Raw genomic sequence first — 25,463 nt, forward strand, 5'->3', positions numbered from 1 at the left:
AAAACAGCGAAAAAGAGCAGGAAATCCAGCTCTTATCCTAACTGTCTTCATTTTACAGATTTTGTTTAATCAAATCCATGAGCTCATTGCGGTCTAAAATCCACTGCGCACGTTCGTCTTTCTCATACGTTCGGTTGGAAAGGAAGATGACCGCTTTCTGCTGTAAACGATTAAACATAATAAACGTTCCAGTATAGCCTGTGTGCTGCAACCACTCTTTGTCTAAATCCCAAGCAAGACTGCGTGTTTTTCCAATCTCCTTTGAGAAATTTTTTGTCAAAGTTGCTACAAAGTCATCCTGTAAATAATGCTCCAAAAAGAGCTCCAAATCCCGAACTGTAGAAAACAAGCCTGCACTACCAGCATGTCTGCCCAACACACGCGCTTTGGGGTCATGTACAATCCCTGCTTTCACACCGCGAACCGTTGGCACCGCTTGTGCGACAGGACCAAACGCTGTTTCTTTCATACCCCAAGGCTGAAAAATTTTCCGCTCAAAAATGTCACTCAAAGAAGAATGAAAAATTTCTTCTACCATAAAACCTAGCAACAAAAAATTTACATCAGTATAACGAAAATGCTTGTTATCAAGCAATTTCAAATGATTTAGCGCCTCTTTCAATTCGACCGCATTGAGTGCATCTCGATTGGGGATAAAGGGATCTAGCCCTGATGTGTGAGTAGCCAACTGACCTACCGTGACAGAATTGTCATGAAAAGCGGGATAATATTGTGTTAGCGGTGCATCTAAATCTAGTTTTTCCTCATGGAATAGAACAGCCAAAATCGTTCCGACACCCACAACCTTACTGACGCTCGCTAAGTCATAGACCAGTCCTGCTTGAGTCTTCTCACCTCGCTCAGGATTGCTCTCACCAAGATAATATTCTTTCCACTCTCCACGAGTATACAAAGCTAAGCTAGCTCCAGGATAGATTTGCTGTGCTATCTGTTCTTCGACTTTTGAGAGAATCTTGCTTGAACTCATACTGCTTCAATCCAAACTTCAATTTGGCTCTCATCTTTGGTCAGGAAAAATTTGCCCGATTTAGGTATAAAATTTTCTCTTCCTTGAAATAAATTGCGCAACGCTTCCACATTAAATTGCTCAACTGTAAATTTAATCATTGCCAAATCCCAAGTTTGAGTACTCTCCGTCAGCAAATCTGGTCCGCTTGCTGGTGAGAATGTTAGAACAGACTGATTTTCTAACCATTCCTGATAAAAAGTGACTGCTTTTTCCTCATCTGGAACATTGATGTGAATCTGCTCTATGGTAAATTGACTGAGCCCAACAAAATCCTCTAATGGCGCAAATGCTGGTGCTATCATCACTCTCTGTAAGGCTGTCCAGTCTTTCTCGCTATGCAGCAAAAATCTATCTCCTTCCGGCGAAGTTGCTTCAAAAGCATAGCCATTATCACCTTGGTAAAGATAATCAACTTTGCTGCCACGCGCTAAAAGTGCTTCAATTTCTCGTGAATCGGCTACTTTAATAACAATTTTCGCTAATTTCTTAGTCCCAACAACTTTGCGAGTGCGCATACTGGGCGACTCCTCTAGCTGCAATTTTTCAACTTTTGTCTGATCTCCAAGGCTGACAAAAGCTCCTTCCTCTAGCAAATTTTTCATTCCTAAAGTTTGACAATAAAATGCGAGATTGTTTTTTCGATTATTGATTTTTAATACTGGTATCGTATTTACAATTTTATTTGTTGAACACATAAATTCCTCCAAGCCTTTCTATTTTAAATAATTTTTGTGTATTTTACAAATATTTATGTAAAAATAGAAAAAATTGTGCTATTACTGATAAATATTTTGTGCCACTACCAAATCATTTGCTGACTCAAATTCATATTGCAGATAAGATTGATAAGTTCCCGGCGCAATAATCCCACGCATATCTAAAATGGCTGTTCCAGCCTGTCCGATAATGCTATCGGCTAGCAGACAACAATTGGTAGACAGGATAAAACAAGTCTTAAAACGACTTGTTTTAAACTTATATAAACGAGCATTCAACTCATGCTTCAATTTATAAGCATACGTGCGCTTACCATCTTTCAAATTCGCCGGTGGATCCCACACTTCCAACAACTCATCAATCTCAGCCAACCGTTTCTCCACAGCTAGCTTTTGCTCATCTGTCAAAGATAACCCATAACCAAACAAGGTTTTTTTGCTTTCTTCTTTGCACAAATCAATATAAGCGTCTTTATCCACTTTAAACAAAACACCGTCTCCGATCGTGCCAAACAAGCGCTCTGAAAAAACATCATAACTACCATAGGAAATAACTTTTCCTTTATAGCAAATATCAACGTGTCCAATCATCCCAAAAAGATTCTGGTCTGACGTATGGATTAGCACCTCTAAGTCAACTAGCTTTTGTTCATCTCGAATACGGCTGTAAACCTTTTGGTGTTCTCGTTTTTCGCCCTGCAAAAAACGATTAAAACGATTCAGTTGCTCTGCTGGGAAAAAGGCAGCGATAATGACAGGCAGGTTGATTCGAATACGGCGCCGAAGCTGCTTTTGTTCCACATCGGTGTTGAACATAAGACCGTCTCGAACGTTAGAAAAGCCTAGTAATATCAGATAAATACCAACAATCAAAAATTGCATCCTACCATCCGTGCTAGGAGAAAAGACAGTTGTCAGTCCAATCCCACCATAAAGCAAGGTATCAAAAAGATAACGGAAACCGCCTTTTAGCTTATTTTGACGGTAAAGAAGATAAGTAATGCCATAGACTGCCGCCGTACACAACTGATAACAGCCTAATATAATAATGACAATATTGACTGGCAGATTGCTGGCACGGTTAAGAAAGCCAACAACCAGCCCTACCAAAACATGGAGGAGGGCAGAACCAAAACTGATACGATTTTTCTTCACTAAGAAACGGAAAAAAAGATTGATAACTCCGACAAATAAAAAGTAAATGACCAATAAATGAACTGCACCTCAAAAGTTAGACAAGAAAACTCTAACTTTTAGGGTGTTATTTTTATGAAATTAAGTTATGAAGACAAGGTTCAAATCTATTACTTGCGAAAAAGCGGCGCAACTCTCAAGTCATTATCAAAACAGTTTAACTTCAATCAGTCAGGGATCGAATATCTGATTCGGCTGATTGATAGGCATGGAGTAGGCATTGTCAAGAGAGGTAAGAAGACTTATTATTCTCCTGAACTAAAGCAAAAAATCCTTCATCAAGTTCTTCTTGAAGGGCGTTCTCAATTGTCAGTCTCTCTCGATTTTGCCCTTCCTAACAGGGGGACTCTCCCAAATTGGCTGGCACAATATAAGAAAAACGGCTATACTATTGTTGAGAAACAAAGAGGGAGACCACCAAAGATGGGACGTAAGAAAAAGAAAACTTGGGAAGAAATGACGGAACTAGAGCGACTTCAAGAAGAGAACGAGCGTCTTAGAACGGAGAATGCCTATCTAAAAAAGTTGAGGGAGTTACGCTTAAGGGACAAAACCTTACAGCACGAAAAGCAGAGACAATTAGAGAGATGGTCAAGGGAGGATTCCGATTAAGTTTCCTACTAGCCATAGCTAAACTCTCTCGTGCAACTTACTATTACCAGCTAAAACAGCTGGACAAACCAGACAAGAATCAAGAGTTAAAAGCTGAAATTCAATTGATTTATGATGAGCACAAGGGAAACTATGGTTATCGTCGGATTCATCTTGAACTGAAAAATCGTGGCTTTCACGTTAATCATAAGAAAGTTCAGCGATTGATGCAAGTGATGGGACTACAAGCTCGAATTCGTCGTCAACGGAAGTATTCTTCTTACAAGGGGGAGATTGGTAAGAAAGCTGAGAATCTCATTCAGCGTCAATTTCAAGCTTCTAAGCCTTATGAGAAGTGCTATACAGATGTAACCGAATTTGCCTTACCAAACGTCAATGGAAAGCTCTACCTGTCTCCTATTTTAGATGGGTATAATAGTGAAATCATTGCCTTTACCTTGTCACGTTCACCTGACTTGAACCAGGTCAGAACAATGTTAGCCAAGGCTTTTCCTGCTGAAACCTACAAGGGAACCATTCTCCACAGTGACCAAGGCTGGCAGTATCAGCACCAGTCTTATCATCAATTCTTAGAAGCGAAAGGAATTGTCCCATCTATGTCTCGCAAGGGCAATAGTCCAGACAATGGGATGATGGAGTCCTTCTTTGGCATCCTCAAATCGGAGATGTTCTACGGTTATGAGAAGAGTTATCAATCGCTTGAGGAGCTGGAGAAAGCTATTGCAACTTATATTGTTTATTACAACAATAAACGGAGCAAAACTAAACTAAAAGGACTTAGTCCTGTGCAGTACAGAACTAAATCCTTTCACTAATATTTTTTGTCTAACTTTTTGGGGGCAGTACATAAATCTAGGGCAAATTTTGTAAAACCAACACCGTTTGCAATAATAATAAAGCCAAAAAGAATCGCCAAAATACCGAACAATATAGTCCGTCTCCCACTTAATCTATCTAATTCCATTTCATCTCTCCCAAATAAAAGGTAGGAATGAGAGAAAAATTGCTACTTTGCAAAAAATCAGTTTTGCTGTCTCACTCCCATTACTGTTGTTATCCTTACTCTTTAGTATAGCATTTTATCTTGGCAAGCGTCTAGTCACTTATCCATTTTTTCGCTCAATCTTATCTCTTCGTTATCAAAAAACGGCTCGTAACGAACCGTTTCTTTTTTGACAACTTACCCATAAATCATCTTGTAAAGTGCTACTGCAGCAATACCGGCAAGAATTGGAGATACGACTGGCACCCAAGCATACCACCATTTTGAATCTCCTTTATGTTCACCAAGAACTGATTTTGGAAGAAGGAAATGAAGAATACGTGGGCCTAAGTCACGTGCAGGGTTCAAACCTGGACCTGTAGGACCACCAAGTGACGTTACCAATGCCATGACAAGGAAACCAAGTGCTAAGTGGGCAACAGCAAGTCCGGCATTGATGTGAGAACCAATTGCAACTTTTCCTTGGATTTGAGTAGCATCCACTCCACGAGTAGCAGCATATTTAACAACTTCTGCACCAAAATAGTTTTTGGTCATGGCCATTGCTGCAAAGAACAAGATAAATGAACCAATAAATTCATTGACAAAACCATTTATCATAGAAGCAGCATGTGATTTCTTGCTTCCGTCATCCGTATTTACAATAGTTGAAAATGATCCCAAAATCGCATTAGGATTTGTTGTTTGCAAATAGTAAGGGCGGTGACTTGCTACGACTAGTGCTTGACCAAACATTGCTCCTAATAACTGTGCAATAATGTAAGGCGCAACTTGTGCCCAAGGGAAGTATCCGCTAATCGCAAGTCCTAGTGTGAATGCAGGATTGATATGGTTTCCTGATACATTTCCAAACATAAGAGCAGGAATCATAACCCCCATACCGTAACCAACTGCAATGACTAACCAGCCACTTTGATGACCTTTCGTACCCTTTAACTCAACATTGGCAACAGCTCCGTTCCCCAAGATAATGAGAATTGCCGTTCCAAGAAATTCTGTAATATATTTCACAATCCATGTGACGTCCATTCTTGTTCTCCTCTTTAATTAAAAAAATTTTAGACAAATCCTATTTTATCAGTTACAATGGATAATGTAAAGGTTATTTTTTGACAAAATGTAAAAAAGGAGTAAAAATATGCGCTATAATCAGTATAGTTATACACCAGAAACAAACGAAAAAATCCTAGCTGAAATGGAAAGCATTGGATTTTCTTTCCGCCAAGAGTATTCTGATAAAGAAAATTTAGAGACTTTTGTACGTAAAACTTTTTTTAATTATAAAAATACAGACTATGCCTTAAAATCTTTGGTTGCCAATTCAAATACAGACTTACTCAGCTTTTTTACGTCCAAGCAAGAATTGACAGCAGAGATTTTTTATACGATTGCTTTTCAATTACTGGAATTTGTGCCCTTTGTTGACTTTGATGATGTAGAAACATTCCACAAGGACATAAACTTTCCCATTACCTATGGAAATCTACTCGAAAATCTCTATCAATTGCTCAACACACGCACCAAAAACGGCAATCTCTTGATTGATAAACTAGTGAGCGACGGCTTGATCCCTGAAGACAATACCTACCACTATTTCAATGGTAAAAGTCTTGCGACCTTTACTAGCCATAATGCTATCCGCGAAGTGGTCTATGTGGAATCGCGCGTGGATACCGACGAAGATGGGCTGCCTGATTTGATTAAGGTCAGCATCATTCGTCCTCATTTTGATGGACAAATTCCTGCTGTCATGACTGCTAGCCCTTATCACCAAGGAACCAACGACAAAGCCAGCGACAAAGCGCTCTATAACATGAATGTGGATTTGGCTAAAAAAGAAGCTGGAAAAATCACTGTTCGTGACCCAGAAATTCACTTGATTGAAACGAAAAAGGAAGCTGTATTAGCGGAGCAAGCAGAAGAAACACTCGGTCATATCGGTACTTACACGCTCAATGATTATTTGCTTCCACGCGGTTTTGCTAATCTATATGTATCGGGTGTGGGAACCAAGGACTCTGAAGGCCTCATGACCAGCGGAGATTATTATCAAATTGAAGCCTATAAAAACGTTATTGATTGGCTCAACGGTCGTTGCCGTGCGTTCACAGACCATACCAGACAACGAGAAATCAAAGCCACTTGGTCCAATGGAAAGGTTGCTACAACAGGAATTTCTTACCTCGGAACCTTGTCAAATGGGCTAGCTACAACTGGCGTAGATGGTCTTGAGGTCATTATTGCTGAAGCTGGAATTTCTTCTTGGCACAATTACTATCGTGAAAATGGCTTAGTGACAAGCCCCGGCGGCTATCCTGGTGAAGATTTTGACTCTTTGACTGAATTAACTTACTCACGCAACCTCTTAGCTGGTGAAAATCTTCGTCATAATACTGCATATCAAGCTCATCTGGCGGAATTAAAAGAAAATCTAGATCGTAAAACAGGCGACTATAATCAATTTTGGCATGATCGCAATTACCTTATCCATGCCCACAAAGTCAAAGCTGAGGTTGTCTTTACGCACGGATCGCAAGACTGGAATGTCAAACCGCTGAATGTTTACAATATGTTCCACGCACTACCAAAACATCTCAAAAAACATCTATTTTTCCATAACGGTGCTCACGTTTACATGAACAATTGGCAATCCATTGATTTTCGTGAAGCTATGAATGCACTTCTTAGCAAGAAACTACTGAATTACGATTCACGCTTTGAATTACCAACTGTGATTTGGCAAGACAATCGTCAGGCTCAAAGTTGGCTGTCTTTAGAAACATTTGGCGATCAGAAATACGACACTCATTTCAACCTAGGTAAAGGCACACAAATTATCCCAAACCAATATGCTCAAGAAGACTACAACCGTTTTAGCAAAACTTATCAGACTTTCAAAAATGAACTTTTTGACGGAAAACTCAATCAAGTGACAGTGAATGTGACACTGGAAAAAGATTTATTCTTAAATGGTCCTGTTAAACTTAACCTTCGCCTTAAATCCAGTACTGATAAAGGCTTGATTTCTGCACAATTGCTGGATATTGGACACGCCAAACGGCTCCTTCCACTACCTAGTGTACTTGCACCAAAAGCTATGGATAACGGTCGCTTTTATATGTTGGAACATTTGATGGAATTACCCTTCAAAGAAACACCACATCGCGTCATCACCAAAGGTTTCCTAAATCTTCAAAATCGCACTGATTTGCTAACAGTCGAAGAAGTCACACCAGATCAATGGATGGAAATTTCTTTTGAACTTCAACCCACTATCTATAAAATAGCAGCAGGTGATACACTCCGTCTTGTCCTTTATACTACTGACTTTGAACACACTGTCCGTGATAATACCGACTATCACTTAACAATTGATTTAGAAAAATCTAGCCTAGATATACCAGATGTGTTAAAATAAAATCATAACTATTGAATATTAAGGAGAACCCAAATAATGATGAACATGCAATCAATGATGAAACAAGCACAAAAGCTACAAAAACAAATGGAAAAAGGACAGGCAGAACTAGCTGCGACAGAATTTATTGGCAAATCTGCCCAAGATCTCGTAGTCGCAACCCTTACAGGTGATAAAAAAATCGTCAAAATTGACTTTCAAGAAGCCGTTGTAGATCCAGAAGATTTAGAAACTTTATCTGATATGACAACCCAAGCCATCAATGCAGCTCTTGATGAGATTGATAATGCAACAAAGAAAAAATTAGGTGCATTCGCAGGGAAAATGCCGTTTTAGGCATTAGAATAATCTATTCAAAACTAATTTTATCAAACTATAAAAGAACAGCCGCTAAATACTCACTTAATGGCTGTTCTTTTTCTTAATATCTTACCATTTTATTGGTGGTAAATCTCCTATCAGCGTAAATAGAATAACTCCTACAATAATTCCTAAAAACAATTTTTTCCATTCAGTCTTCATTTTTGACCTCTTTCTGTAGTTTAGACTGCAATGATAGAGCAATATTTTTCAACTGCCTATTATTTTCCAACTCAAATAGAACAATTGATCTTTTGCAAGTTGTCAACGCTTCTTCCATTAAGCCCTGAGCTTTAAAAATATTGGCTTGCATCAATAACAATTCCCCCAAGAGATAAAGCGATTTATGCTCTAGGACACTTTCGATAGCAATTGTATTATAATAAAGCGCCTTTTCGATATCGTTCAAGCAAAAATAGCACCTAGATATGCTAATCAGAAAGCTCCATTCATATTCTAATTGATTCAACAATTTATAATTTGGGAGAATTTCTAAAAAGTAAGACATGGACTGTTCATAGTCTTCTTCTCCCATATAGATATTGCCCAAACTATTTAACACTCTTAAGTGCAATTCAGGATATTCCTTAGAAGATTCTGCTAAAACTTCTAATTCCTTTTTAGATTTTTCAAAATTTGAAAAATGATGATAGTCTAAAATAGCTTTATACCAATCCACATATAGTAGTTCTTTTGGGGTGAAGTTTTCAACTGGAAAGTTTGAAACAATATAAAGCAGTGTCTGATGATCTCGCTTATAAAATAACTCTTGAATTTCTTTTGAATAAACATCATGATTAGTTGAATGAATCGCAAAAATTTCTTCCACTTGTTTCATATCAATTTCTAATTTTTTGATTAAACCAAAGAAAATATCGGTAGAGGGAACCATTTCACCTCTTTCAATACGACTGATAATTCCCTGTGCACAAATCCCTTGTGCCAGCTCTTTTTGAGACATTCCGCGTCTCTTCCGATAACGTTTGATTAAATCTGCGATTTCCTTTTTCATTCTACCAATCCTTTTATTCTGCTCTCTATATTATACCACCTTCCCCTCTTGAATGCGATAAACTACATCACAAAGATTATCAATATCAGAAGCTAAATGGGAAGATAATACGACCAACCCTTTCTGTTTTTGCTTCAAAATCAAGTCTTGTGTGACAGCTACACTTTTTTCATCAAGAGCATTCATTGGCTCATCTAAAATTAAGATTTCAGGAGAATCTATAAATGCTTGTATTAACGCCATTTTTTTCTTAGTACCAAGTGATAAATTTTTATAAGCAGTATGTGTGAATTTTTCTAAACCATACAAAGAAATCCAATAAGATAAATCAATTTCTTTCTTATGGCGGCATAATTGTTTAACTAATTCTAAGTTTTCCAACAATGATAAATGGGAAATAAACTCTGGATTTTCGATCAAAACCCCAGCTCTTTCAATATAGTTTTTTCGCTTACGAATTTGGATATTATCCTGATAAACAGTACCTTTATCCAATTTTATATAACCAGCTAAAGCTTTTAAAATCAAGGTTTTACCTGAACCATTGATTCCCACTAAGCCATAAATATGATGATTTTCAAATGTCAAATGAATATCATTTAGAACAACATTTCCTTTATAGGTTTTAAAACCATGTTCAATTTTTAACATGCTGTCTCTCCCTCCAATACGATTCTAATAAAAATAAAGCTACTATGATAAACACAAACCACCCTATATAGGTCATCAATAGATATCGCACTAAAATTTCCCCTGCAAGAGCCATAATGACAATAACAGATGAGGAGCTATAGAGTTCAATCATTGAAAAACATAGCCAATCAACCACAAACCAAGACACTAAGAGATACAAAACTTCTGCTAGATTCCAAGAAAGACTTGGTAAGGTTAATGCTACTCCTACAATGCACACAGCTTGTACGATAAACTCTACTAGATAGTGCGGTAAAACGACTTTTCCTATTTTATATTTATAGTCCATGCTATTTTTTGAATGAAAACGAACTAATTCCCTACCTCCATTTGATAAATCTGACAGTAAAAGAAAGGTCATGAAAAAGCTAGTAAAAGATAAGCCTAAAATCATAATTACTCTTAAAAAATTGAAATTTTCTTGTGGGAAGACAGGAAAAGGATATAGGATTTGGTAAGTGAGTAGCTGCTTCAAATCTGTTAGATGGCGATCATTAAACTTGGTCATTAACAGATAAATCATGACACAAGTAAGAACACTTTTACTAATGAAAACAAATCTTTTAATCCACCTCATAAGATTTTCTCACTTTTAAGACTCCATACATAAGCAAAAACGGAAGGTAGGTCAGCGCTACTTGCCACAGTGAAACACCTCCGTAAGCCGTAATCATAAGATTCGACATTGGTACCAGATAAACTGGTAAAAAGCTGTATAAAATTGGTGCTAAGCCCCACAATAGGAATAAATATAAAAGGGCTGCTTTTGGGAAACTAACATAATAATCAACAAGATAGCAGGCAAAGAGTGTTTGAACAAAGAGAGCGCTTGCTTTTATCAAAAAATAATAAAGCAAATAAGCCCATGTACCGCGCGCAAAAATCCTTAATATAGAATGAGGATTAAAATACATTTCTAATTGAGGATATTCCATCCTGTTTATCACTAGAGCAATACCAATGATTACTAGCAATAGTATGGTAAATAACCCAACAATCAATCCTCCCATTTGACATTTTAAAGAAAAAAGCCTACGATCATAATCCCTCTGCTTCCCAATTACATACTTCAGATGACGGGTTTTAACAAAATGATAAATAAAAACAGCAAAGACGATAAGAATAGGAAATATGAAAGATTGGAAAAAATTATACTCAAATAAACTACCCTGGATAGATAACATTGTTCGTAAATATTGTTGCTTGATAGCCGCTCCATCTAGTTTAGCCAAGTCTGGAGCTTTGGGATCAAAAAACAAAATATGTTCGATGGCAGCATGATAAATCATCCCTAAAAATAAAATGGGAATCAGGAACATTGAGCGTCGAAAAGGGAATAACTTATATTTGACCATTTTAGTCTCCTTTTAAAAAACGAGGAAGAAACTATTTCGTAAAAATACTATACTATCCGATTAGTGTGAGTCTGGAGACCAGCTTCCATCAATAAAGAAAGAGCCATCCCAAAAATTTTCACGAGCTAAATTCAAGTTGTAAATATAACCAGCTTGCGCATTATTTGTATAAACTCCACGTTGCCCTGTCCAAGTAAGGTCAACATCACTCCGACGTGCTCCGTTTGAATTTGCCAAATAGTGTTTTACACGAATTTGTGGACTTTTTGAATCTAAATTCACAACATAGTAACTACTATTCATCTTCTGCAAGTAAGAGGTTCCTGCAAAGGCAGGAGTAATCCGAAAGCGGGAAAGTTGACCTATTTGTCTGCCTCTTGCACCAACCAAACCTGCTGTCAAAAGAAGAGTAGCTAGTACAGCTATAAATCCTAATTTACTTTTTGTCATATTATACCTCATTTCTAAAATAGTTGCTTCCTCTCTACAAAATAATATAGCACATAGAGAAAACGCTGTCAATCTTTTTTAGATATTTTTATCACAAAAAGATTTTTGTCAAAATACCCCTCCTAGTTCATTACTAAGAGGGGCTTGTCTTATGTAAAATTAAAAAAGTCAAAAGCTTGATTGATTAGCAAGTCGGCGTATTTAGGATTATTTTGCAATTCTTTAATAGCTGTTTGTACTAACTGCACATCATCAGTGATAATGCCATCTACACCTAAACGCAACGATTTTGAAATAGCATTTTCATCATTGACCGTCCAATCATACAGTTTCTTATCCGTTTGCCACAGCTTGAAAATAAAATTATCATCAAGTGTGGAGTACTCCATTGTATAGCCACTTGCCTTAGTACGTGGGAAAATGGTATTGTAAGGGAGAATGAAAAAAGTTGGAATGCTGGCATCATATTTAACTACTTTATTGATGACTTTATAATCCAGTGAATGCATTTGGTGGCCATATTGTTTAATGGTGTTCCCATATTTATTCAGAAAGCGCTCCATCATATCAGGCGAATCTTTCTTACTGGTTTTTATTTCAATCAGCAAACGTTGACCCAATTCATTAGCACGTTTTAAATAAGCATCAAAACTCGAAATCTTTGTACGATAGCCATTTTCAGTAACATCCAAAGCTGTTAATTCTGTCAACGTCAAATCTTGTGGCTTCGCGTTAACTCCAGTCAAGGCAGATAAATTCGCATCATGCATCATGACAAATTGTCCATCCTTTGTTTCTTGAACGTCCATTTCAATATAGTCTGGCTTTAATAAGGCTGTCTTCTCTAACGATTGAATCGTATTTTGGACACCGTTTGCCTGTGAAACACCACGATGCGAAATCACAGCAGGATTGTTGCTCAACGGAATCTGAAGATAGCTATAACCCTCAGCTGCAAATGCTAAAAAAGCAATCGACATAACAACCCAACGATAGAGTCGATCTAACTTCCTGCGTGCACTGTGACAAAGTCTTTTCTCTGTCAAAAAAGCTACAAATTTAACTAAAAAATAGGTCAACATCAAATAGTGAGTCGTTTTCATCAGCACATAATTGACAACTCCGGTTATAAGCGCAGTTTGATTGGACTGACCGTCCGTATAAGTTTGAAGGCACAATAATGGAATCGTTATGGCAAAAAAGAGTAGAAAACTCTTGGTAACAATCCAAAATAAGTGCCAAGAATAGAACAGCAAACGCTTATGTGTTTTTTCCAAACTAAATCGAACCGCTTCTCTGACAGAGACATTTTCAATCAGAATTTTTGGCAACGCAAACATCAAACGGACAGCAATCAACAGCATCAGCAATACTAGTAAAGCAAGTCCAATTCCAGCTAAAAAGTAAGTATCTCGTAAATAAGACACGATAAAATTCGGAATTAAAATTTTATTTAAATAATAAATTTTCAAGATTTTCCGAATGAACGGAAAAAGCAAACCAATGTACAATAAAACAAATGCAACTTTGCTGGGACGAACTTGTTTTAAAAGTGAAAAACCATCAGAGACTGTTTTTTTAGTGAATGCAAAAAGTGTACTTCCCTGCTGAGTCAGCAAATTATGAGCACCTAAAAAGAGCAAACCAACCTGAAAATAAGCGACTAGCAGGTTCACTAGAAATAATACAATAAATGCTAGAGTTAGCAACAGATTGCTGGATAGTACCGCTAAGACATTATTGTACGATAAAAATTGATAACCTGTCAGCTTCAGCAAAGAATCTGCAGCCCAGGAATTAAAAGGTAACCAGAGATACTCCATTACCATAAAAATGATAAAAAATAAAAATAAAATTTTATCAAGATTGTAATACAGCTTATGAAAGTCTAAACGTTGTTTCATCATTCTCCTTTATCTATCTCATCAGTAGAAGCATAGAGAGGATTTGCTATGCGAATCAAATCTCCATAACTTTTCTTTAATGTTTCAAAAGCAGTTCTAACCTCTATAGGAATTTCTACGTGCGAAATATAGCCTCTTCCCCTTGGTCCATATCCCGATTCATCATCTGACAAACGATGAATTTCTCCCATCAACAGACTGATATAATGCTCTATTTCCCACATACCGTAAATCGACTGTTTAAATTCAAGCTTCTGATTCTTTACGGTTACATCAGCCTGATAAGTAGCAAAATTGATGATACATGTATCTGAAGAAAGATAGTTCCTGATTCCTGCTTCCATACGCGCCTGCATTGTCGCATCTTGACTAAGAATGATAGAATGAAAATCAATCTTTTCTCTTTTCAGCAAATCCAACAAATAAGTGATGTTGTTCCCACAATTAGTCGAGTGAGATTCCAAGTAATCAGCCGTTAAATTATACCTTTCTTTCAAATAAGCATTAAAAATTTCTGCCTCCGAAAAAGTTTGTGTTTCTATTTTCGGATATTTCTTTGCGATCACTTGCCGAAGAGTCTCCGTCGTATGTCCTGCCCCACCGACAATAATATAAGTCTTTGCTACTCCCTCTAACATAGCCTGCGCCAAAACGTCTCCACCAGCCAAAATACTTCCGCCAAACAGAACCATGACATCAACTTGTTTCAAGTGATATTTCTTTTTCAACGCTAACTGTGTTAATTCTGGCAAATCGCGTTTTCCACAAAAAGAGCCAAGGATATTGATATTGTTTGCTAGTTCTTCCTTTACCATACTTTTCATTCTATAAAAAAATCCCAGTTTCTTCAACCGAGATTCTCATTATCTTCCAAATAATCTTGCAAAGAAGCCCTTTTGTTCTTGTGCTTGTACTTTTTCCTTAGCTTCGTCTAATTCTAATAGCAACGTTTCACGTTCATTCATGGCCTTTGCAGTCAGTTGTTGCTGTTGATCTAATTGCTTATCTTTTTCAGCGATTTGAACATCTTTCACACGCAACTGCTCATCTTTTTTAGCCAATTGAACATCTTTTGCTCTTAGCTGATCATACAAGCGCACGATTTCAGCATTTTTCTCATCTACTAAAATTTCCATGAGTTCACGCTGTTTCACGTCCTCGCTGACTGGTTCATCTTCAAAAATCGTCTTTTTGTAGATTTCCTCCAGTTTTATCAAACCGCTACGCGTCACAACAGTGACCCCTTTTTCATTTTTGTCAGTATCTTCGGGTGCAAGAGTTTTAACTCGATTGTTCATTGCCTGACGGCTAATTCCTAAAATTTCGGCTAACTCGCTGACTGTTTTTTCAATTGCCATAATTTCCTCTGAAACATTTCTAGATATAGATACCTAAATCTTATCATATCAAGGCTTAACTGTCAAATTTGCTCTGAATTTTAGGGAATTTCGCCGCATTTATGATACAATGAAATTTAAAGATTCCTTACAGATTTATCTAAAGAAAGAGATACTATGAAACACTTTGATACAATCGTTATCGGAGGTGGTCCTTCCGGCATGATGGCTGCTATTTCCAGTTCTTTTTATGGACAGAAAACCCTGCTCCTTGAAAAAAACAAAAAATTAGGTAAAAAACTAGCTGGAACAGGTGGTGGTCGCTGCAATGTGACTAATAACGGTAACTTGGATGACCTCATGACTGGCATTCCTGGCAATGGTCGCTTCCTCTACAGCGTTTTCTCTCAATTTGACAATCATGATATCATCAACTTTTTTACAGAGAATGGTGTCAAACTCAAGGTCGAAGACCACGGTCGTGTTTTTCCAGCTACAGACAAGTCTCGGACGATTATTGAAACCTTGGAACAAAAAATGAAAGAGCTAGGTGCTACAATTAAAACACAGACAGAAGTGGTTTCCGTAAAGAAAAATGAAGATTGCTTTATCATCAAGTCAAGTGAGTACATTTGGAGTTGCGACCGCTTAATTGTCACAACAGGTGGCAAGTCCTATCCTTCAACTGGCTCTACCGGCTTTGGCTATGAGATTGCTCGCCATTTCAAACATACGATTACCGAGCTAGAAGCTGCTGAAAGCCCGCTTTTGACTGACTTTCCACACAAGGATTTACAAGGAATTGCCCTACAAGATGTCACCCTCAGCTACGATAAGCATATCATCACTCACGACCTGCTCTTTACTCATTTTGGTTTATCTGGTCCAGCTGCTCTACGGATGTCCAGTTTCATCAAAGGCGGAGAAATGATTTATTTGGATACTTTGCCTCAGATGAGCAGAGATGATTTGGCAGCATTTTTAGAAAATAACCGAGAAAAATCGCTCAAAAATAGTCTCAAACAATTACTTCCTGAACGTCTGGCAGACTTTTTCGCGCAGCCATTCCCTGAAAAAGGCAAACAATTGACTGGAAAAGAAAAAGAAGAGCTCATTCAACAGCTCAAAGCTCTACCGATTCCTATTACAGGCAAAATGTCTCTAGCCAAATCTTTTGTGACCAAAGGCGGTGTCAGTCTTAAGGAAATCAATCCCAAGACTTTAGAAAGCAAACTAGTTCCTGGGCTTTATTTTGCTGGCGAAGTGCTGGACATCAATGCTCATACTGGTGGATTTAATATTACAGTCGCTCTCTGTACTGGCTGGGTCGCTGGAAGTGTGGAATTGCTAAAAAGTATCGAATCTGGGCAATAGTTTCGACAGAGCGTCTGACAAATTTTTGATAATTGACCTATGTTCCATTCCAAGTAATGAGAATTAGCGGTATTCTGTAAATGACTCATTTGGATGACCTCCTGTTGATTTTGTCACTTACAGTACAGTCCAAATGGGTTTTTATGGTATTTTGAAGTGAACTAGCACCACGGGTAAAATTTATAGAATCAAAACGCTATCGCGAGAGTAAACACATCAAAGACGTGACCATCATTGACCAAGAAATGGATACAGACTAACTGCCTATGAAACCAACCACCCTACAAATTGACTTAAAAAATATTACGATACAACTACCACCCGATAAAATTATCGTTGACCGTTCCGAGTATGAAGAACTCAAAAAAATCTCCTCAAAAGGGCGTTATCTAACGCTCTCTGAGGTTTTAGAACTTCTTTCCGTCTCTCGTCCATGGCTGCTCGAAAACGTGCTTTATAAACCTGAAATTCGGAAGCAAATTGACATTGATAAAAATAGCAATGGATTTGTGAAATACCCAGATAATCAAGGTGGACGCTATTACTTTCTGGCAAGCAAAACCAAAGAATTTTTTGAGGAACATTTTGCAAAAATTTTTGAATTATGATAAGATAACCAAGATAAAACCTTGGTTATCGATTTCTTAGAAAAGAGGTAATCATGTCACTATACATTACGCAACGCGGAGGGAAAAAAGGGAAGTGGTCTTATCGTATCACTGACAAAAAAGGAAACTATATTACATCAAAATCAGGATTTAAAACCAAAAAAGAAGCTGAAATTGAAGGTTTGACCCAAGAAATTAAATTACATCAAGGAAAGGTCATTGATAAAAACATCAGTCTCTTTCAATTGTGGGAAAAATGGTACCATTTAAAAATCATCCCACTGAATAAAATGGAATCTACACAAAACAAGCATCGCTTGCGTGGGAAGTTTATTCAAAAATACTTTGGAGACTCACCTGCTGTATCCATCACATCAAGCCAATATCAAGCATTTATCAATAAATACGCTGAAACAAATTGTCGTGATAATGTCAGCCGCCTAAATGCAGAGATACGAAGTGTCCTTATTTTTGCTAGGCAAGATAAGCTCAGTATAGATTTATTCACAGAAGGAGTTGTACTATCTGGCAGAGAATCACCAAAATCTAAAAATGAAAGATATATCCATAGCTTAGAAGATTATAAAAAACTTTGTCAGTATCTAGAATATCTCCTCGATTATCAAGAATCCGTCATTCCATACCTCTTATATATCCAACTGAAAACAGGTATGCGGTTTGGAGAAGTTCTTGGCTTAACTTGGGATTGTATCAATATTGAAAATAAGACCGTTAAAACATATAGACGCTATGATTGCACAAGAAAACGCTGGACAAAAGCTAAAACAGAAACTTCTATCCGTGACGTTCCGATTGATGATACTACAGTCTCTATTTTACAAAAGCTAAAGGCTGAACAAAGGTATGTTTTAAGAAGCCATCAAGTTTCTAATCCAGACAAATGTTTGTTCTTTGATAAACAATCTGGACTACCCACAAATTCAGCAGTCAATAAACAATTAAAGAAGATACTATCTGAATTGTCTATTACTCCTTCAAATATGACTAGTACTGGTTTAAGACATACTTACGCAAGCACACTTCTGGCAATGGATATAGACATCTGGGCAATCGCCAAGAATATGGGACATAAAGATATTCAGCAAATCAGTGAGACTTACGGGCATTTAATCAAAGAAAAAGCTATCCGTGAGGACAATAAAATCCGTGACTTTTTCCACGGTTTAAGCCAGTAAAAACTATTTTGAACAAATTTTGAACAAAAATAAAAGAAACGCTGATTTATCAACGCTTCTCAAACTTAAGCAATACCGGCGGCCGAGATTTTAATACTTTAGTTAAAATCACTTTGTTGATTTTAAAGCATTTGGACAATCTAGACTACTTAAAAAGTGGTTTATTTTTTTATTTTTTGGGAGAAAAATTGGGACACAACAAATATGATAGTCGTAACTGATTTAAAATATTTTTAGTATACTATCAAATAGTAATTAAATAATAATCATATTCATAGATTTAATTTATATCCTTCAATAAATTATCATCAATTTTTAAAACTCTATCAAAAAAGTCAAGTTCAGTAAGATGGTGCCCCACTGCAATTATGATTGCTGTGGGAAGTTTCGACTTTAATAATCTTAGTAATTTTCTAGTAGATAAGGTATCGACATTCGACAATATTTCATCTAAAATTAATACCTTAGGAGAGTATAATATTGCTCGTGCAAGGCGTAATTTCTGAAGCTCCCCTAAACTAAGATGTTTACTTAATTCTTGACCAGAAGTGTCAATCCCTTTGTCTAACGTCAGTATTTTTTCATATAAGCCAATATCTTTTAAAATATTAGATATGTCTTTATCAGATACTGTGTCTGATAAAAGTTCTTCTCGTAATGATTTTAGTGGAAAGCCTTGATTATTTGACAGATAAATAATATTAACCGGTGTTAGTTTTATTTGATTATCTAATTTTAGTGATACACCACTTTTCTTTTTAAAATATATATCTCCTGTATAGTTATCATATAAGTTAACAAGAGATTTCAAAAGTAAAGTCTTTCCACTACCATTTTCTCCACACAACAGAATCCTTTCTCCTCTTAAGAAAGTAAGATTAATATTATCTATTAATTTGTTCTCACCACTAAAAATATTTAAATTACATAAATTCATAGAATCCAAATTGTTAAGGTCGACTGTAGCTTGGCTTTTCGGAGACATCTTTAAGAATTCTGCTATTCTCTGTTCATAAACCTTACTAATTGATACCGTAGCTATGATATTTACAAGTTGGGTAACTGGCGAGAAAATTACTCCACTATAGGTATTAAATGCTATTAAATCACCTATTGAAATTTGATTATTAACAACCAAAAATACTCCAAGAACAAAAATTAAAATTGTTGTTGAAGAGATTATACCTGTAGATATAATTCCTATAAAATTTTGAAAAGTTCTAACTTCGGAATTAGTTACATAATTACTGCTAATATTTTCTTTAAATTCTTTGTATACTTTTGAGAACAATCTAAATATTTTTATAACTTCATAATTTGTTGTTATCGTGTTTAAATTATTTAACAATAAATCTCTATTGTTTTGTTGTTCATAACTTAGTAACTTTAATTTTTTTCCTACATATATCATCCATAGTATATAGATAGGAATCATAAATAATACAATAAATGTTAAGCTAATATTTATCTGTGACATTAATATCAAATAACCCAAAAACAGACCTATATTTGAAATAAAAGGAACTACCGTATTCTCAACATTTGTCACATATAGCTCAGAATCATTAAAAATAACAGTTGTAATATTAGAATCATTTGTTAATGATTCTAAAGCATCTTCTGATAAAATTTGCTGACGCAATACCATTAAAAATCTTTGAAAAAAGTGTGCTGATGCTATAGAATTTAGCCTACCAACAAGTAACTGAAATAGTATAATTACGATTACAAGTATAATATAGGGGAATAGTTTTTGAAGATTCCCACCAATTAAAACATTATCTACAATAAGTTTGGATATATATGGCATAGGTAAAGAAAATACCACACCTAATAAAATCAAAAAAACAATAGAAGTAAAATGATATTTATGTTGCCTTACAAAGTTCCAAAAGAATTTCATAATATTGATTTTCCTTTATAATTATCACACTATCAGTTTCTGAAAACTTTACAATAATTAACTTGCTATTGAATTAAATATAACTACCTTTTCTAAATATCTTGTCAAAACCTCGTTTCTAATTTCCATATAATTATTTTCTATTGCCTCTAGTAAATGTTTATTATTGTATAAATAGGCACAGTATAAACATTTATGAGCAAAACTTGGTGACACTTCCCCTAACCATTTAGAAGCCGTTTCAACAACTTTTTTAGGACCGTCTACAAAAATCCATATTTTCAAAAAATCATTATGATGGTTAGATAATAGCTTTTCTAAATCTGAATCCATGATTTTACCTAAGTGTAACTCACTAATATCATTAGAAGTGAGACCACAACACCCTACTACATCATTTCTAGGTTCCAAGGCAACTGTATCAAATATTCCATCACATCCTTCATCATTACCTGACAAAAGCGTCTTATCAAATTTATAAACTGTATCTGTATGAAAGGAAACCCATATCGTAGGCATAACTTTTAAAAGTTTAGAGTAACTTTTATTTTGTATATATTTAGAATAGAGTGGGTGATTTATAAAATCTTCTACTTTAAATTTTTTACTACTATTAGTCTCTACTGCGATACAAGTTAATAGTCCCTGTTCTATACTTGCTATTGTACAATGTAAAACATACTCTACGGGAACAAATTTTTGATGACTATCACCAGTTGAAAAATTAATTTCATTTAATCCGTTGTCTTTTAATTTTTGAACTCGTTTTCTAGCAGAATCTATACTGGTACCCCAGAATCCGTTAGTTACACACCTTGTTAGGAATCCTAACTCGTGTGCATATTTGATACTCTTAATTAACAATTCAAAATTAATAAAACATTCTCCACCCGAAAAAACGACAACTTTTATACTTCCAATTTGCTTAACCTTATTTAAAAATATTCTTATTTTGTCGAAACTTAAAGAAGTCCCCTTTAGACGAGGCGAACAAGAGAAACAGCATTCATCACATTCAGCAATGCATTGATATGTCATAAGTATTGCTGCTGTCCGAGGTTTGGGTTCTAAATCATTCATTGACTTCTCCTAGGTTATTATACTCTCTAACTGTTTGAACAAATTGTTCAATTACATCTTTTAAATATGATACTCCACCAGTCTTAAGTGCCTTTCGAGATACTTTGGATAAAAATTCATTATCTATTTTTTTGAAAAAGTCTTCACTTTTATCAGGGTCGGAAGCTAGAACTCCTAATGCAACTGCAACTAAAGTTGCAGCTCCTACTACTGTGGTCAACCCTGCCACTACATTTGCACCAGCCGCGACTTCGTGTAAAGCTACATAAGATACAGTATAAAACCATCCTTTACTATATTCTACGGTTGGTTTCAGTAAATAGACATCATCCTTAGACATGCCATAATGAATTCTTTCATTTTCTATAAAATCATATGGAGCCAGAAGATTTTGTTCGGATAGGTTATCAAGAGTTAATGAGGCTGCGATATCCATTGGGACATCTAAACTAAATTTAGACTGTTTATCCATATCTCTTAAAGAATCACCAAAAATACGTTTATTACTCATAATGTTACCTCCTTCAATTATATGAGTTAATGTGTGGGACCCAAAATTAATAGTAAACAAAATATAATAAATATTAGGATAAAGGCACTAATATAGATTATACGACCTATTGGATGTTTGGGATTTATAGCTATACCAAGGTATCTAACTTCTGAAAAATTTTTAGAATCTTGGAATTTGTTATCTTCAAATTTATATCCAGCAACCAACATGCAAAATATTGAAACACACAGTAAACAAGCTAGTATCTTTTGGATTTTAAGTGAAACACCACCGCCTAAGCTAAGCATTATACCCATTATAATCAGTTCACAAATAAGAAAAGTGAAAAATAAAATTAATGGAATATTAATACTTCTATTTTGTTTATGTTTATTATTGTGCCTCTTTTTATCCCAATATCTATAATAATTTCCTAAAGCAAGTATAATTAACAAGCTTCCTAATCCGACTAGACTTATCAAATAGTCAATATGAGTATAAGTACAAATAATGGCTAATAAAATAAACCCTGCTGTAATTATCAAATTAAAAATTCTTATTTTTTTTGACATAATATGCCTCCTCATAATAAGATGAAAAACATCTTATTTTACCCTGCTTAATTAACTATTATATTAAAATTAGCTCTGATGTCTTACTTATTCCTTTACCATATTTTCGCAATCATTATACAACTTCTTTTTAGTTTTTTCAATAGAAATTGAATAATTATTAATCAATATTTTTGGTTTGTCTATTTTTGTATTACATAATTGTAATATTTTTCTAGTATAATATTATCAAAGGAGGTTGGGAAAATGAAAAAAATACTTAGTCTATTACTTTTAGGAATTGCTACTATATTTCTAATATCTTGTTCCAAACAAAATACTCTTGACGGAAAATATTATAACCAATATGATTATCTAGTACTTGAAATTAAAGGAAATCAAGGAACATATCATGAAAATCACAATCATCCGATAACTAATGTAGATTCTCAAAATAAAACATTTAGTTTTTCAGCTTCTGGAAGAGAATATGTTGCAACCTATGATATTAAAAAAGATGGGACTTTAACATTTGATACAGGAAACTTCCTAACAGGAGGAAATAAACAAACAGTTTATAAAAAAGATAGTGAAGCCTATAAGAAAAATATAAAAAAATGACTTAGAGATTTTCTCTAGGTCATTTTCTTGCTATTAAAAGGAGTTTTGCATGCCGTTTGGCTTCTACTTCTGTTAGTTGTTTAGGGTTCCAAGCATAGCTAATAGATTGTCCCTTATCATACAATCCCCAGATTTTGAATTTTGGATAACATTGTTTTACCAAAGAGATGAATTGAGTATCTGCTAGCTCTGGTAAGTCAATATCTGAAATGAAGTTTGATTGATTTATTAAATGGTTGAACTTATCTAATGCGCTAGGTTCAAATTCATTGTAATCAGAGATGATATAGTCTTTCACTTGGTCAAAGTAACCGATAATATGTTTATTTTTTCTAGTTAGATAATCTTCTACAATTTGTTTTGCAGATAGTCTATTGATGTCTAATTCAAAATTTAAGAAGTCCGTCAAACGAGTTTTAAGAGCTTGTCCAGAAACTTGTAATGCTGTTTCTACCTCTTGAAAAGCCATTTGCTGATAAAAAATCTTAGTTAGAAGCACAATATCAGGCATTAAGAGAAAAGCTGAGTAAAAATTGGCTTCCCTTTCTTGTAAAGAATCATCATGAAAATCAGTGAATACTCGCCCACTGTGATGTAATAAGATGTGTCCTAATTCATGACATTTTGTGAAATTTTGACGATTGATAGAATCGCTATCTTGATAGGAAATCGTTAAAACATCATCATTGATATTAAAACCTGCTATATCTATTCGGATATGGTGAGGAATAACCAGTATATTTTTCTTGTTGACTTTATAATTGAAGTAATCCTGAAAGGTATAATAAAGAGGATGTACTTTATTTAATTTCATGAATGGATAAAGTGTTTGTTTGACACGATTCCAAACATTAAAGTAAATTCTTTGCACGAAACATCAGTCTTTCTTTTCTTTATTCATAGCCTTAATGGTTTTTTCTCTCTCTAACAGAAATTCTCTCAAATCTTCTTCTAGTATTTTTTTCTCTTCATCCGATAAATTTTTAGAAGTTTTCCGATACAGAACTTCAAACGTTGATAAGTCAATTTCATCTGAATTTTTGTAGTCAGATTTACCTAAAAGATAATCCGTCGAAACATTATAAAACTGCGCAAACTTTTCTAATGTTTCTGAAGATGGTTTTCTTCGTCCATTTTCCCATTGGGCATATGAAGGTTGCGATATATTTAAACTTTTAGCTATATCGTTTTGTGTCAGATTGGCTTCTAAACGCAGAGCCTTTAAGCGTTCAGGGAACATTTTTATACCTCTTTAAAAAAATTTCTTTTTTTTACAAAAAACTCTTGACAATATAGTCATAAGACTATATAATATAAATATAGTCAGTTGGCTATATAATAATTTTGCTAGACTTGACCTAAAAGTGAAATTAACTTCAATAAAGAATAGACAAGGCAATTTAGCAAAATATTTAAATCTGTCCTTTGAAAATTGAATAAAAAAGTGCGTCAGACAACCTCACTCAAGCTTAGCTGACCAACACACAATAATCATTTAACAACTATTATTGTACAGGTTTTATCGCAAAAAGTCAAGGAGGTTGGAGTAGATGAACACAAAAATCCTTTGGAATTATCTCACGCACTCGGCTTTTTGCCCCTCTTGACCGGATAACAAAGGGGAACTGCTGGCGCTGGTGGCGTCGGAAATGCTGACAGGTAAGATACGTTCTGCTGGGGTAAGCATAGGCGGTTAATCGTGGCTATAGTGAAGTGAGATGACTATAATAACAGAGATTAGTCAAGTACAGCTATAGGACGGTGATAACAACACTGAGTGTGTGACGATATGAGCACGCCCTAAACAGATGATTCATCTGTTTAGACGAGTAGAAAAACGCTAAAACAAACACAAATGATTGACAATGTAAACTATCTGTATTACAATAAATAATGAAAGGTGGTGGCGTTTATGGCAACTGTACCAACTCAAATTCGGATTAATGAAACTGTCAAAGCCCAAGCAACTTCATTATTTAATGACTTGGGGATGGATATGTCTAGTGCAGTCAATATTTTTCTTCGGCAATGTCTATTGCGTGGTGGACTTCCTTTCACGGTTGAAGTTCCCAATTATAGCCAAAAGACCTTAGAAGCTCTGGCAGAAGCTAAACGAATCTCTCGTGATGAAACGGTCGCTTCTTATGACAATCTAGCAGATTTAAAGAAGGCTCTGGAAGTTTAGATGTATCAAGTCAAGTTTACCTCTGCTTTTAAAAAGAGCTATAAACGGATTAAAAAGCGAGGCTTAGAGATAGCACTCTTAGATGAAGTGATTGAAAAACTCCGTCTAGGTCAGACACTAGAAGAAAAATACCGTGACCATGAACTCAAAGGAAACTTTGTTGGCTTTAGGGAATGTCACATCAAGCCAGATTGGCTCTTGATTTATCTGATTGAAGACGATATTTTGACATTGACTTTAGCTGATACAGGCAGTCATGCGGATTTGTTTAAGATGTGAAGACAGTTCTTTGTGAGCTGTCTTTTTTGTTTTCTACTCCTTTAAGCGGATGAATGATTAGCCTATCCATGTCCTTTCAAACGGACATT

Annotated in this window: 28 protein-coding genes and 1 pseudogene; 9 read left to right on the forward strand and 20 right to left on the reverse strand. The window is 35.4% G+C overall.

The window, feature by feature from the left end:
- Positions 1 to 52: 52 nt before the first annotated feature.
- From ANG_RS10265 to ANG_RS10275, 3 genes are all read right to left on the reverse strand, one after another.
- Entirely contained in the window at positions 53 to 988 is a 936-nt protein-coding gene (locus ANG_RS10265) for a serine hydrolase domain-containing protein (protein WP_003034075.1), read from the reverse strand.
- Positions 985 to 1,725 carry a CppA N-terminal domain-containing protein gene (locus tag ANG_RS10270; protein ID WP_003034110.1) on the reverse strand — a complete coding sequence of 247 codons (741 nt, stop codon included), beginning with the start codon at positions 1,723 to 1,725 and terminating at the stop codon, positions 985 to 987. Before ANG_RS10270 ends, ANG_RS10265 begins: the two co-directional genes overlap by 4 nt.
- Positions 1,726 to 1,806: 81 nt before the next feature.
- Positions 1,807 to 2,955 (reverse strand): DUF308 domain-containing protein, encoded by a 1,149-nt coding sequence (locus tag ANG_RS10275; protein WP_231847277.1) that lies wholly within the window; start codon positions 2,953 to 2,955, stop codon positions 1,807 to 1,809.
- 60 nt (positions 2,956 to 3,015) lie between these two features.
- Here ANG_RS10275 and ANG_RS11055 point away from each other — a divergent pair.
- Positions 3,016 to 4,367 (forward strand): IS3 family transposase gene (locus tag ANG_RS11055; RefSeq protein WP_148290573.1). Its coding sequence is split into 2 segments (ribosomal slippage): positions 3,016 to 3,478 and positions 3,478 to 4,367, totalling 1,353 coding nucleotides; the frame shifts between segments, so codons are not numbered across the junction.
- Here the strand turns inward: ANG_RS11055 and ANG_RS11135 are convergent.
- Complete coding sequence (locus ANG_RS11135; protein WP_155238734.1) at positions 4,364 to 4,516, reverse strand: hypothetical protein; 153 nt, start codon at positions 4,514 to 4,516, stop codon at positions 4,364 to 4,366. The two genes, ANG_RS11055 and ANG_RS11135, sit on opposite strands and share 4 nt — an antisense overlap.
- A gap of 216 nt (positions 4,517 to 4,732) precedes the next feature.
- Positions 4,733 to 5,584 (reverse strand): aquaglyceroporin Gla, encoded by an 852-nt coding sequence (gene gla, locus ANG_RS10290; RefSeq protein WP_003034676.1) that lies wholly within the window; start codon positions 5,582 to 5,584, stop codon positions 4,733 to 4,735.
- 109 nt (positions 5,585 to 5,693) lie between these two features.
- Between gla and ANG_RS10295 the strand changes: the two genes are divergently transcribed.
- Both ANG_RS10295 and ANG_RS10300 read left to right on the forward strand, forming a co-directional pair.
- On the forward strand, positions 5,694 to 7,973 hold the full coding sequence (locus ANG_RS10295; protein WP_003034683.1) for a Xaa-Pro dipeptidyl-peptidase: 2,280 nt from the start codon (positions 5,694 to 5,696) through the stop codon (positions 7,971 to 7,973).
- 36 nt (positions 7,974 to 8,009) lie between these two features.
- Positions 8,010 to 8,309, forward strand: coding sequence for a YbaB/EbfC family nucleoid-associated protein (locus tag ANG_RS10300; RefSeq protein WP_003034702.1), 300 nt, complete (start codon positions 8,010 to 8,012; stop codon positions 8,307 to 8,309).
- Between the two features lie 175 nt (positions 8,310 to 8,484).
- Here ANG_RS10300 and ANG_RS10305 read toward each other — a convergent pair whose 3' ends face one another.
- From ANG_RS10305 to ANG_RS10340, 8 genes are all read right to left on the reverse strand, one after another.
- Positions 8,485 to 9,345, reverse strand: a complete 861-nt coding sequence (locus tag ANG_RS10305) for a helix-turn-helix domain-containing protein (protein WP_003034626.1) — start codon at positions 9,343 to 9,345, stop codon at positions 8,485 to 8,487.
- Positions 9,346 to 9,375: 30 nt separating this feature from the next.
- The gene (locus ANG_RS10310; protein ID WP_003034658.1) at positions 9,376 to 9,996 is read right to left on the reverse strand and encodes an ATP-binding cassette domain-containing protein; all 621 of its coding nucleotides are present in this window, start codon (positions 9,994 to 9,996) and stop codon (positions 9,376 to 9,378) included.
- Positions 9,983 to 10,561 (reverse strand): hypothetical protein, encoded by a 579-nt coding sequence (locus ANG_RS10315; protein ID WP_142999032.1) that lies wholly within the window; start codon positions 10,559 to 10,561, stop codon positions 9,983 to 9,985. Before ANG_RS10315 ends, ANG_RS10310 begins: the two co-directional genes overlap by 14 nt.
- 40 nt (positions 10,562 to 10,601) lie before the next feature.
- A complete protein-coding gene (locus ANG_RS10320) occupies positions 10,602 to 11,393 on the reverse strand; it encodes a hypothetical protein (protein ID WP_003034629.1) in 792 nt (263 codons plus the stop codon).
- 60 nt (positions 11,394 to 11,453) lie between these two features.
- On the reverse strand, positions 11,454 to 11,843 hold the full coding sequence (locus tag ANG_RS10325) for a hypothetical protein (protein ID WP_003034674.1): 390 nt from the start codon (positions 11,841 to 11,843) through the stop codon (positions 11,454 to 11,456).
- Positions 11,844 to 11,992: 149 nt separating this feature from the next.
- Complete coding sequence (locus tag ANG_RS10330; RefSeq protein ID WP_025272018.1) at positions 11,993 to 13,750, reverse strand: glycerophosphoryl diester phosphodiesterase membrane domain-containing protein; 1,758 nt, start codon at positions 13,748 to 13,750, stop codon at positions 11,993 to 11,995.
- On the reverse strand, positions 13,747 to 14,562 hold the full coding sequence (locus ANG_RS10335) for a hypothetical protein (RefSeq protein WP_025272019.1): 816 nt from the start codon (positions 14,560 to 14,562) through the stop codon (positions 13,747 to 13,749). Before ANG_RS10335 ends, ANG_RS10330 begins: the two co-directional genes overlap by 4 nt.
- Before the next feature lie 48 nt (positions 14,563 to 14,610).
- On the reverse strand, positions 14,611 to 15,105 hold the full coding sequence (locus tag ANG_RS10340) for a DUF536 domain-containing protein (protein WP_003034640.1): 495 nt from the start codon (positions 15,103 to 15,105) through the stop codon (positions 14,611 to 14,613).
- A gap of 156 nt (positions 15,106 to 15,261) precedes the next feature.
- Here ANG_RS10340 and ANG_RS10345 point away from each other — a divergent pair, with 156 nt between their 5' ends.
- Positions 15,262 to 16,458, forward strand: coding sequence for a BaiN/RdsA family NAD(P)/FAD-dependent oxidoreductase (locus ANG_RS10345; protein WP_003034645.1), 1,197 nt, complete (start codon positions 15,262 to 15,264; stop codon positions 16,456 to 16,458).
- Here the strand turns inward: ANG_RS10345 and ANG_RS11525 are convergent.
- Positions 16,443 to 16,547: pseudogene (locus ANG_RS11525) on the reverse strand (IS982 family transposase); the annotation flags it as partial. The gene ANG_RS10345 and the pseudogene ANG_RS11525 overlap by 16 nt on opposite strands.
- A gap of 177 nt (positions 16,548 to 16,724) precedes the next feature.
- On the opposite strand from ANG_RS11525, the gene ANG_RS10350 reads away from it, so the two are divergent.
- Positions 16,725 to 17,066 (forward strand): DUF771 domain-containing protein, encoded by a 342-nt coding sequence (locus ANG_RS10350; RefSeq protein ID WP_003034684.1) that lies wholly within the window; start codon positions 16,725 to 16,727, stop codon positions 17,064 to 17,066.
- A 53-nt stretch (positions 17,067 to 17,119) separates the two neighbouring features.
- On the forward strand, positions 17,120 to 18,262 hold the full coding sequence (locus ANG_RS10355) for a site-specific integrase (protein ID WP_003034729.1): 1,143 nt from the start codon (positions 17,120 to 17,122) through the stop codon (positions 18,260 to 18,262).
- A gap of 280 nt (positions 18,263 to 18,542) precedes the next feature.
- Here the strand turns inward: ANG_RS10355 and ANG_RS10360 are convergent, their stop codons facing one another.
- From ANG_RS10360 to ANG_RS10375, 4 genes are read right to left on the reverse strand one after another with little or no spacing between them, the layout of a single operon-like run.
- Positions 18,543 to 20,165, reverse strand: a complete 1,623-nt coding sequence (locus tag ANG_RS10360) for an ABC transporter transmembrane domain-containing protein (RefSeq protein ID WP_003034691.1) — start codon at positions 20,163 to 20,165, stop codon at positions 18,543 to 18,545.
- A gap of 57 nt (positions 20,166 to 20,222) precedes the next feature.
- On the reverse strand, positions 20,223 to 21,245 hold the full coding sequence (locus ANG_RS10365; RefSeq protein WP_003034698.1) for a radical SAM protein: 1,023 nt from the start codon (positions 21,243 to 21,245) through the stop codon (positions 20,223 to 20,225).
- Positions 21,238 to 21,756, reverse strand: coding sequence for a hypothetical protein (locus ANG_RS10370; protein ID WP_003034614.1), 519 nt, complete (start codon positions 21,754 to 21,756; stop codon positions 21,238 to 21,240). Before ANG_RS10370 ends, ANG_RS10365 begins: the two co-directional genes overlap by 8 nt.
- Positions 21,757 to 21,782: 26 nt before the next feature.
- Positions 21,783 to 22,310 carry a hypothetical protein gene (locus ANG_RS10375; protein WP_003034714.1) on the reverse strand — a complete coding sequence of 176 codons (528 nt, stop codon included), beginning with the start codon at positions 22,308 to 22,310 and terminating at the stop codon, positions 21,783 to 21,785.
- 246 nt (positions 22,311 to 22,556) lie between these two features.
- On the opposite strand from ANG_RS10375, the gene ANG_RS10380 reads away from it, so the two are divergent.
- Positions 22,557 to 22,910: a hypothetical protein gene (locus tag ANG_RS10380; protein WP_003034700.1), complete on the forward strand. Its 354-nt coding sequence runs from the start codon at positions 22,557 to 22,559 to the stop codon at positions 22,908 to 22,910.
- A gap of 19 nt (positions 22,911 to 22,929) precedes the next feature.
- On the opposite strand, the gene ANG_RS10385 is transcribed toward ANG_RS10380, so the two are convergent.
- Together ANG_RS10385 and ANG_RS10390 are read right to left on the reverse strand one after the other, a co-directional pair.
- On the reverse strand, positions 22,930 to 23,781 hold the full coding sequence (locus ANG_RS10385; RefSeq protein ID WP_003034663.1) for an ImmA/IrrE family metallo-endopeptidase: 852 nt from the start codon (positions 23,779 to 23,781) through the stop codon (positions 22,930 to 22,932).
- A gap of 6 nt (positions 23,782 to 23,787) precedes the next feature.
- Positions 23,788 to 24,150: a helix-turn-helix domain-containing protein gene (locus ANG_RS10390; protein WP_003034723.1), complete on the reverse strand. Its 363-nt coding sequence runs from the start codon at positions 24,148 to 24,150 to the stop codon at positions 23,788 to 23,790.
- A gap of 672 nt (positions 24,151 to 24,822) precedes the next feature.
- On the opposite strand from ANG_RS10390, the gene ANG_RS10395 reads away from it, so the two are divergent.
- A complete protein-coding gene (locus ANG_RS10395; RefSeq protein ID WP_003034600.1) occupies positions 24,823 to 25,095 on the forward strand; it encodes a type II toxin-antitoxin system RelB/DinJ family antitoxin in 273 nt (90 codons plus the stop codon).
- Positions 25,096 to 25,374 carry a type II toxin-antitoxin system YafQ family toxin gene (locus ANG_RS10400; RefSeq protein WP_003034637.1) on the forward strand — a complete coding sequence of 93 codons (279 nt, stop codon included), beginning with the start codon at positions 25,096 to 25,098 and terminating at the stop codon, positions 25,372 to 25,374.
- Positions 25,375 to 25,463 lie beyond the last annotated feature (89 nt).

This window comes from Streptococcus anginosus subsp. whileyi MAS624 (genome assembly GCF_000478925.1).
Lineage (GTDB): Bacteria > Bacillota > Bacilli > Lactobacillales > Streptococcaceae > Streptococcus > Streptococcus whileyi.

Excerpts from the sequence above, each read along its gene's own strand:
- ANG_RS10265 (WP_003034075.1), bottom strand. The coding sequence starts at position 988 with ATGAGTTCAAGCAAGATTCTCTCAAAAGTCGAAGAACAGATAGCACAG.
- ANG_RS10270 (WP_003034110.1), bottom strand. The coding sequence starts at position 1,725 with ATGTGTTCAACAAATAAAATTGTAAATACGATACCAGTATTAAAAATC.
- ANG_RS11135 (WP_155238734.1), bottom strand. The coding sequence starts at position 4,516 with ATGGAATTAGATAGATTAAGTGGGAGACGGACTATATTGTTCGGTATT.
- gla (WP_003034676.1), bottom strand. The coding sequence starts at position 5,584 with ATGGACGTCACATGGATTGTGAAATATATTACAGAATTTCTTGGAACG.
- ANG_RS10295 (WP_003034683.1), top strand. The coding sequence starts at position 5,694 with ATGCGCTATAATCAGTATAGTTATACACCAGAAACAAACGAAAAAATC.
- ANG_RS10300 (WP_003034702.1), top strand. The coding sequence starts at position 8,010 with ATGATGAACATGCAATCAATGATGAAACAAGCACAAAAGCTACAAAAA.
- ANG_RS10305 (WP_003034626.1), bottom strand. The coding sequence starts at position 9,345 with ATGAAAAAGGAAATCGCAGATTTAATCAAACGTTATCGGAAGAGACGC.
- ANG_RS10310 (WP_003034658.1), bottom strand. The coding sequence starts at position 9,996 with ATGTTAAAAATTGAACATGGTTTTAAAACCTATAAAGGAAATGTTGTT.
- ANG_RS10315 (WP_142999032.1), bottom strand. The coding sequence starts at position 10,561 with ATGATTTATCTGTTAATGACCAAGTTTAATGATCGCCATCTAACAGAT.
- ANG_RS10320 (WP_003034629.1), bottom strand. The coding sequence starts at position 11,393 with ATGGTCAAATATAAGTTATTCCCTTTTCGACGCTCAATGTTCCTGATT.
- ANG_RS10325 (WP_003034674.1), bottom strand. The coding sequence starts at position 11,843 with ATGACAAAAAGTAAATTAGGATTTATAGCTGTACTAGCTACTCTTCTT.
- ANG_RS10330 (WP_025272018.1), bottom strand. The coding sequence starts at position 13,750 with ATGATGAAACAACGTTTAGACTTTCATAAGCTGTATTACAATCTTGAT.
- ANG_RS10335 (WP_025272019.1), bottom strand. The coding sequence starts at position 14,562 with ATGGTAAAGGAAGAACTAGCAAACAATATCAATATCCTTGGCTCTTTT.
- ANG_RS10340 (WP_003034640.1), bottom strand. The coding sequence starts at position 15,105 with ATGGCAATTGAAAAAACAGTCAGCGAGTTAGCCGAAATTTTAGGAATT.
- ANG_RS10345 (WP_003034645.1), top strand. The coding sequence starts at position 15,262 with ATGAAACACTTTGATACAATCGTTATCGGAGGTGGTCCTTCCGGCATG.
- ANG_RS10350 (WP_003034684.1), top strand. The coding sequence starts at position 16,725 with ATGAAACCAACCACCCTACAAATTGACTTAAAAAATATTACGATACAA.
- ANG_RS10355 (WP_003034729.1), top strand. The coding sequence starts at position 17,120 with ATGTCACTATACATTACGCAACGCGGAGGGAAAAAAGGGAAGTGGTCT.
- ANG_RS10360 (WP_003034691.1), bottom strand. The coding sequence starts at position 20,165 with ATGAAATTCTTTTGGAACTTTGTAAGGCAACATAAATATCATTTTACT.
- ANG_RS10365 (WP_003034698.1), bottom strand. The coding sequence starts at position 21,245 with ATGAATGATTTAGAACCCAAACCTCGGACAGCAGCAATACTTATGACA.
- ANG_RS10370 (WP_003034614.1), bottom strand. The coding sequence starts at position 21,756 with ATGAGTAATAAACGTATTTTTGGTGATTCTTTAAGAGATATGGATAAA.
- ANG_RS10375 (WP_003034714.1), bottom strand. The coding sequence starts at position 22,310 with ATGTCAAAAAAAATAAGAATTTTTAATTTGATAATTACAGCAGGGTTT.
- ANG_RS10380 (WP_003034700.1), top strand. The coding sequence starts at position 22,557 with ATGAAAAAAATACTTAGTCTATTACTTTTAGGAATTGCTACTATATTT.
- ANG_RS10390 (WP_003034723.1), bottom strand. The coding sequence starts at position 24,150 with ATGTTCCCTGAACGCTTAAAGGCTCTGCGTTTAGAAGCCAATCTGACA.
- ANG_RS10395 (WP_003034600.1), top strand. The coding sequence starts at position 24,823 with ATGGCAACTGTACCAACTCAAATTCGGATTAATGAAACTGTCAAAGCC.
- ANG_RS10400 (WP_003034637.1), top strand. The coding sequence starts at position 25,096 with ATGTATCAAGTCAAGTTTACCTCTGCTTTTAAAAAGAGCTATAAACGG.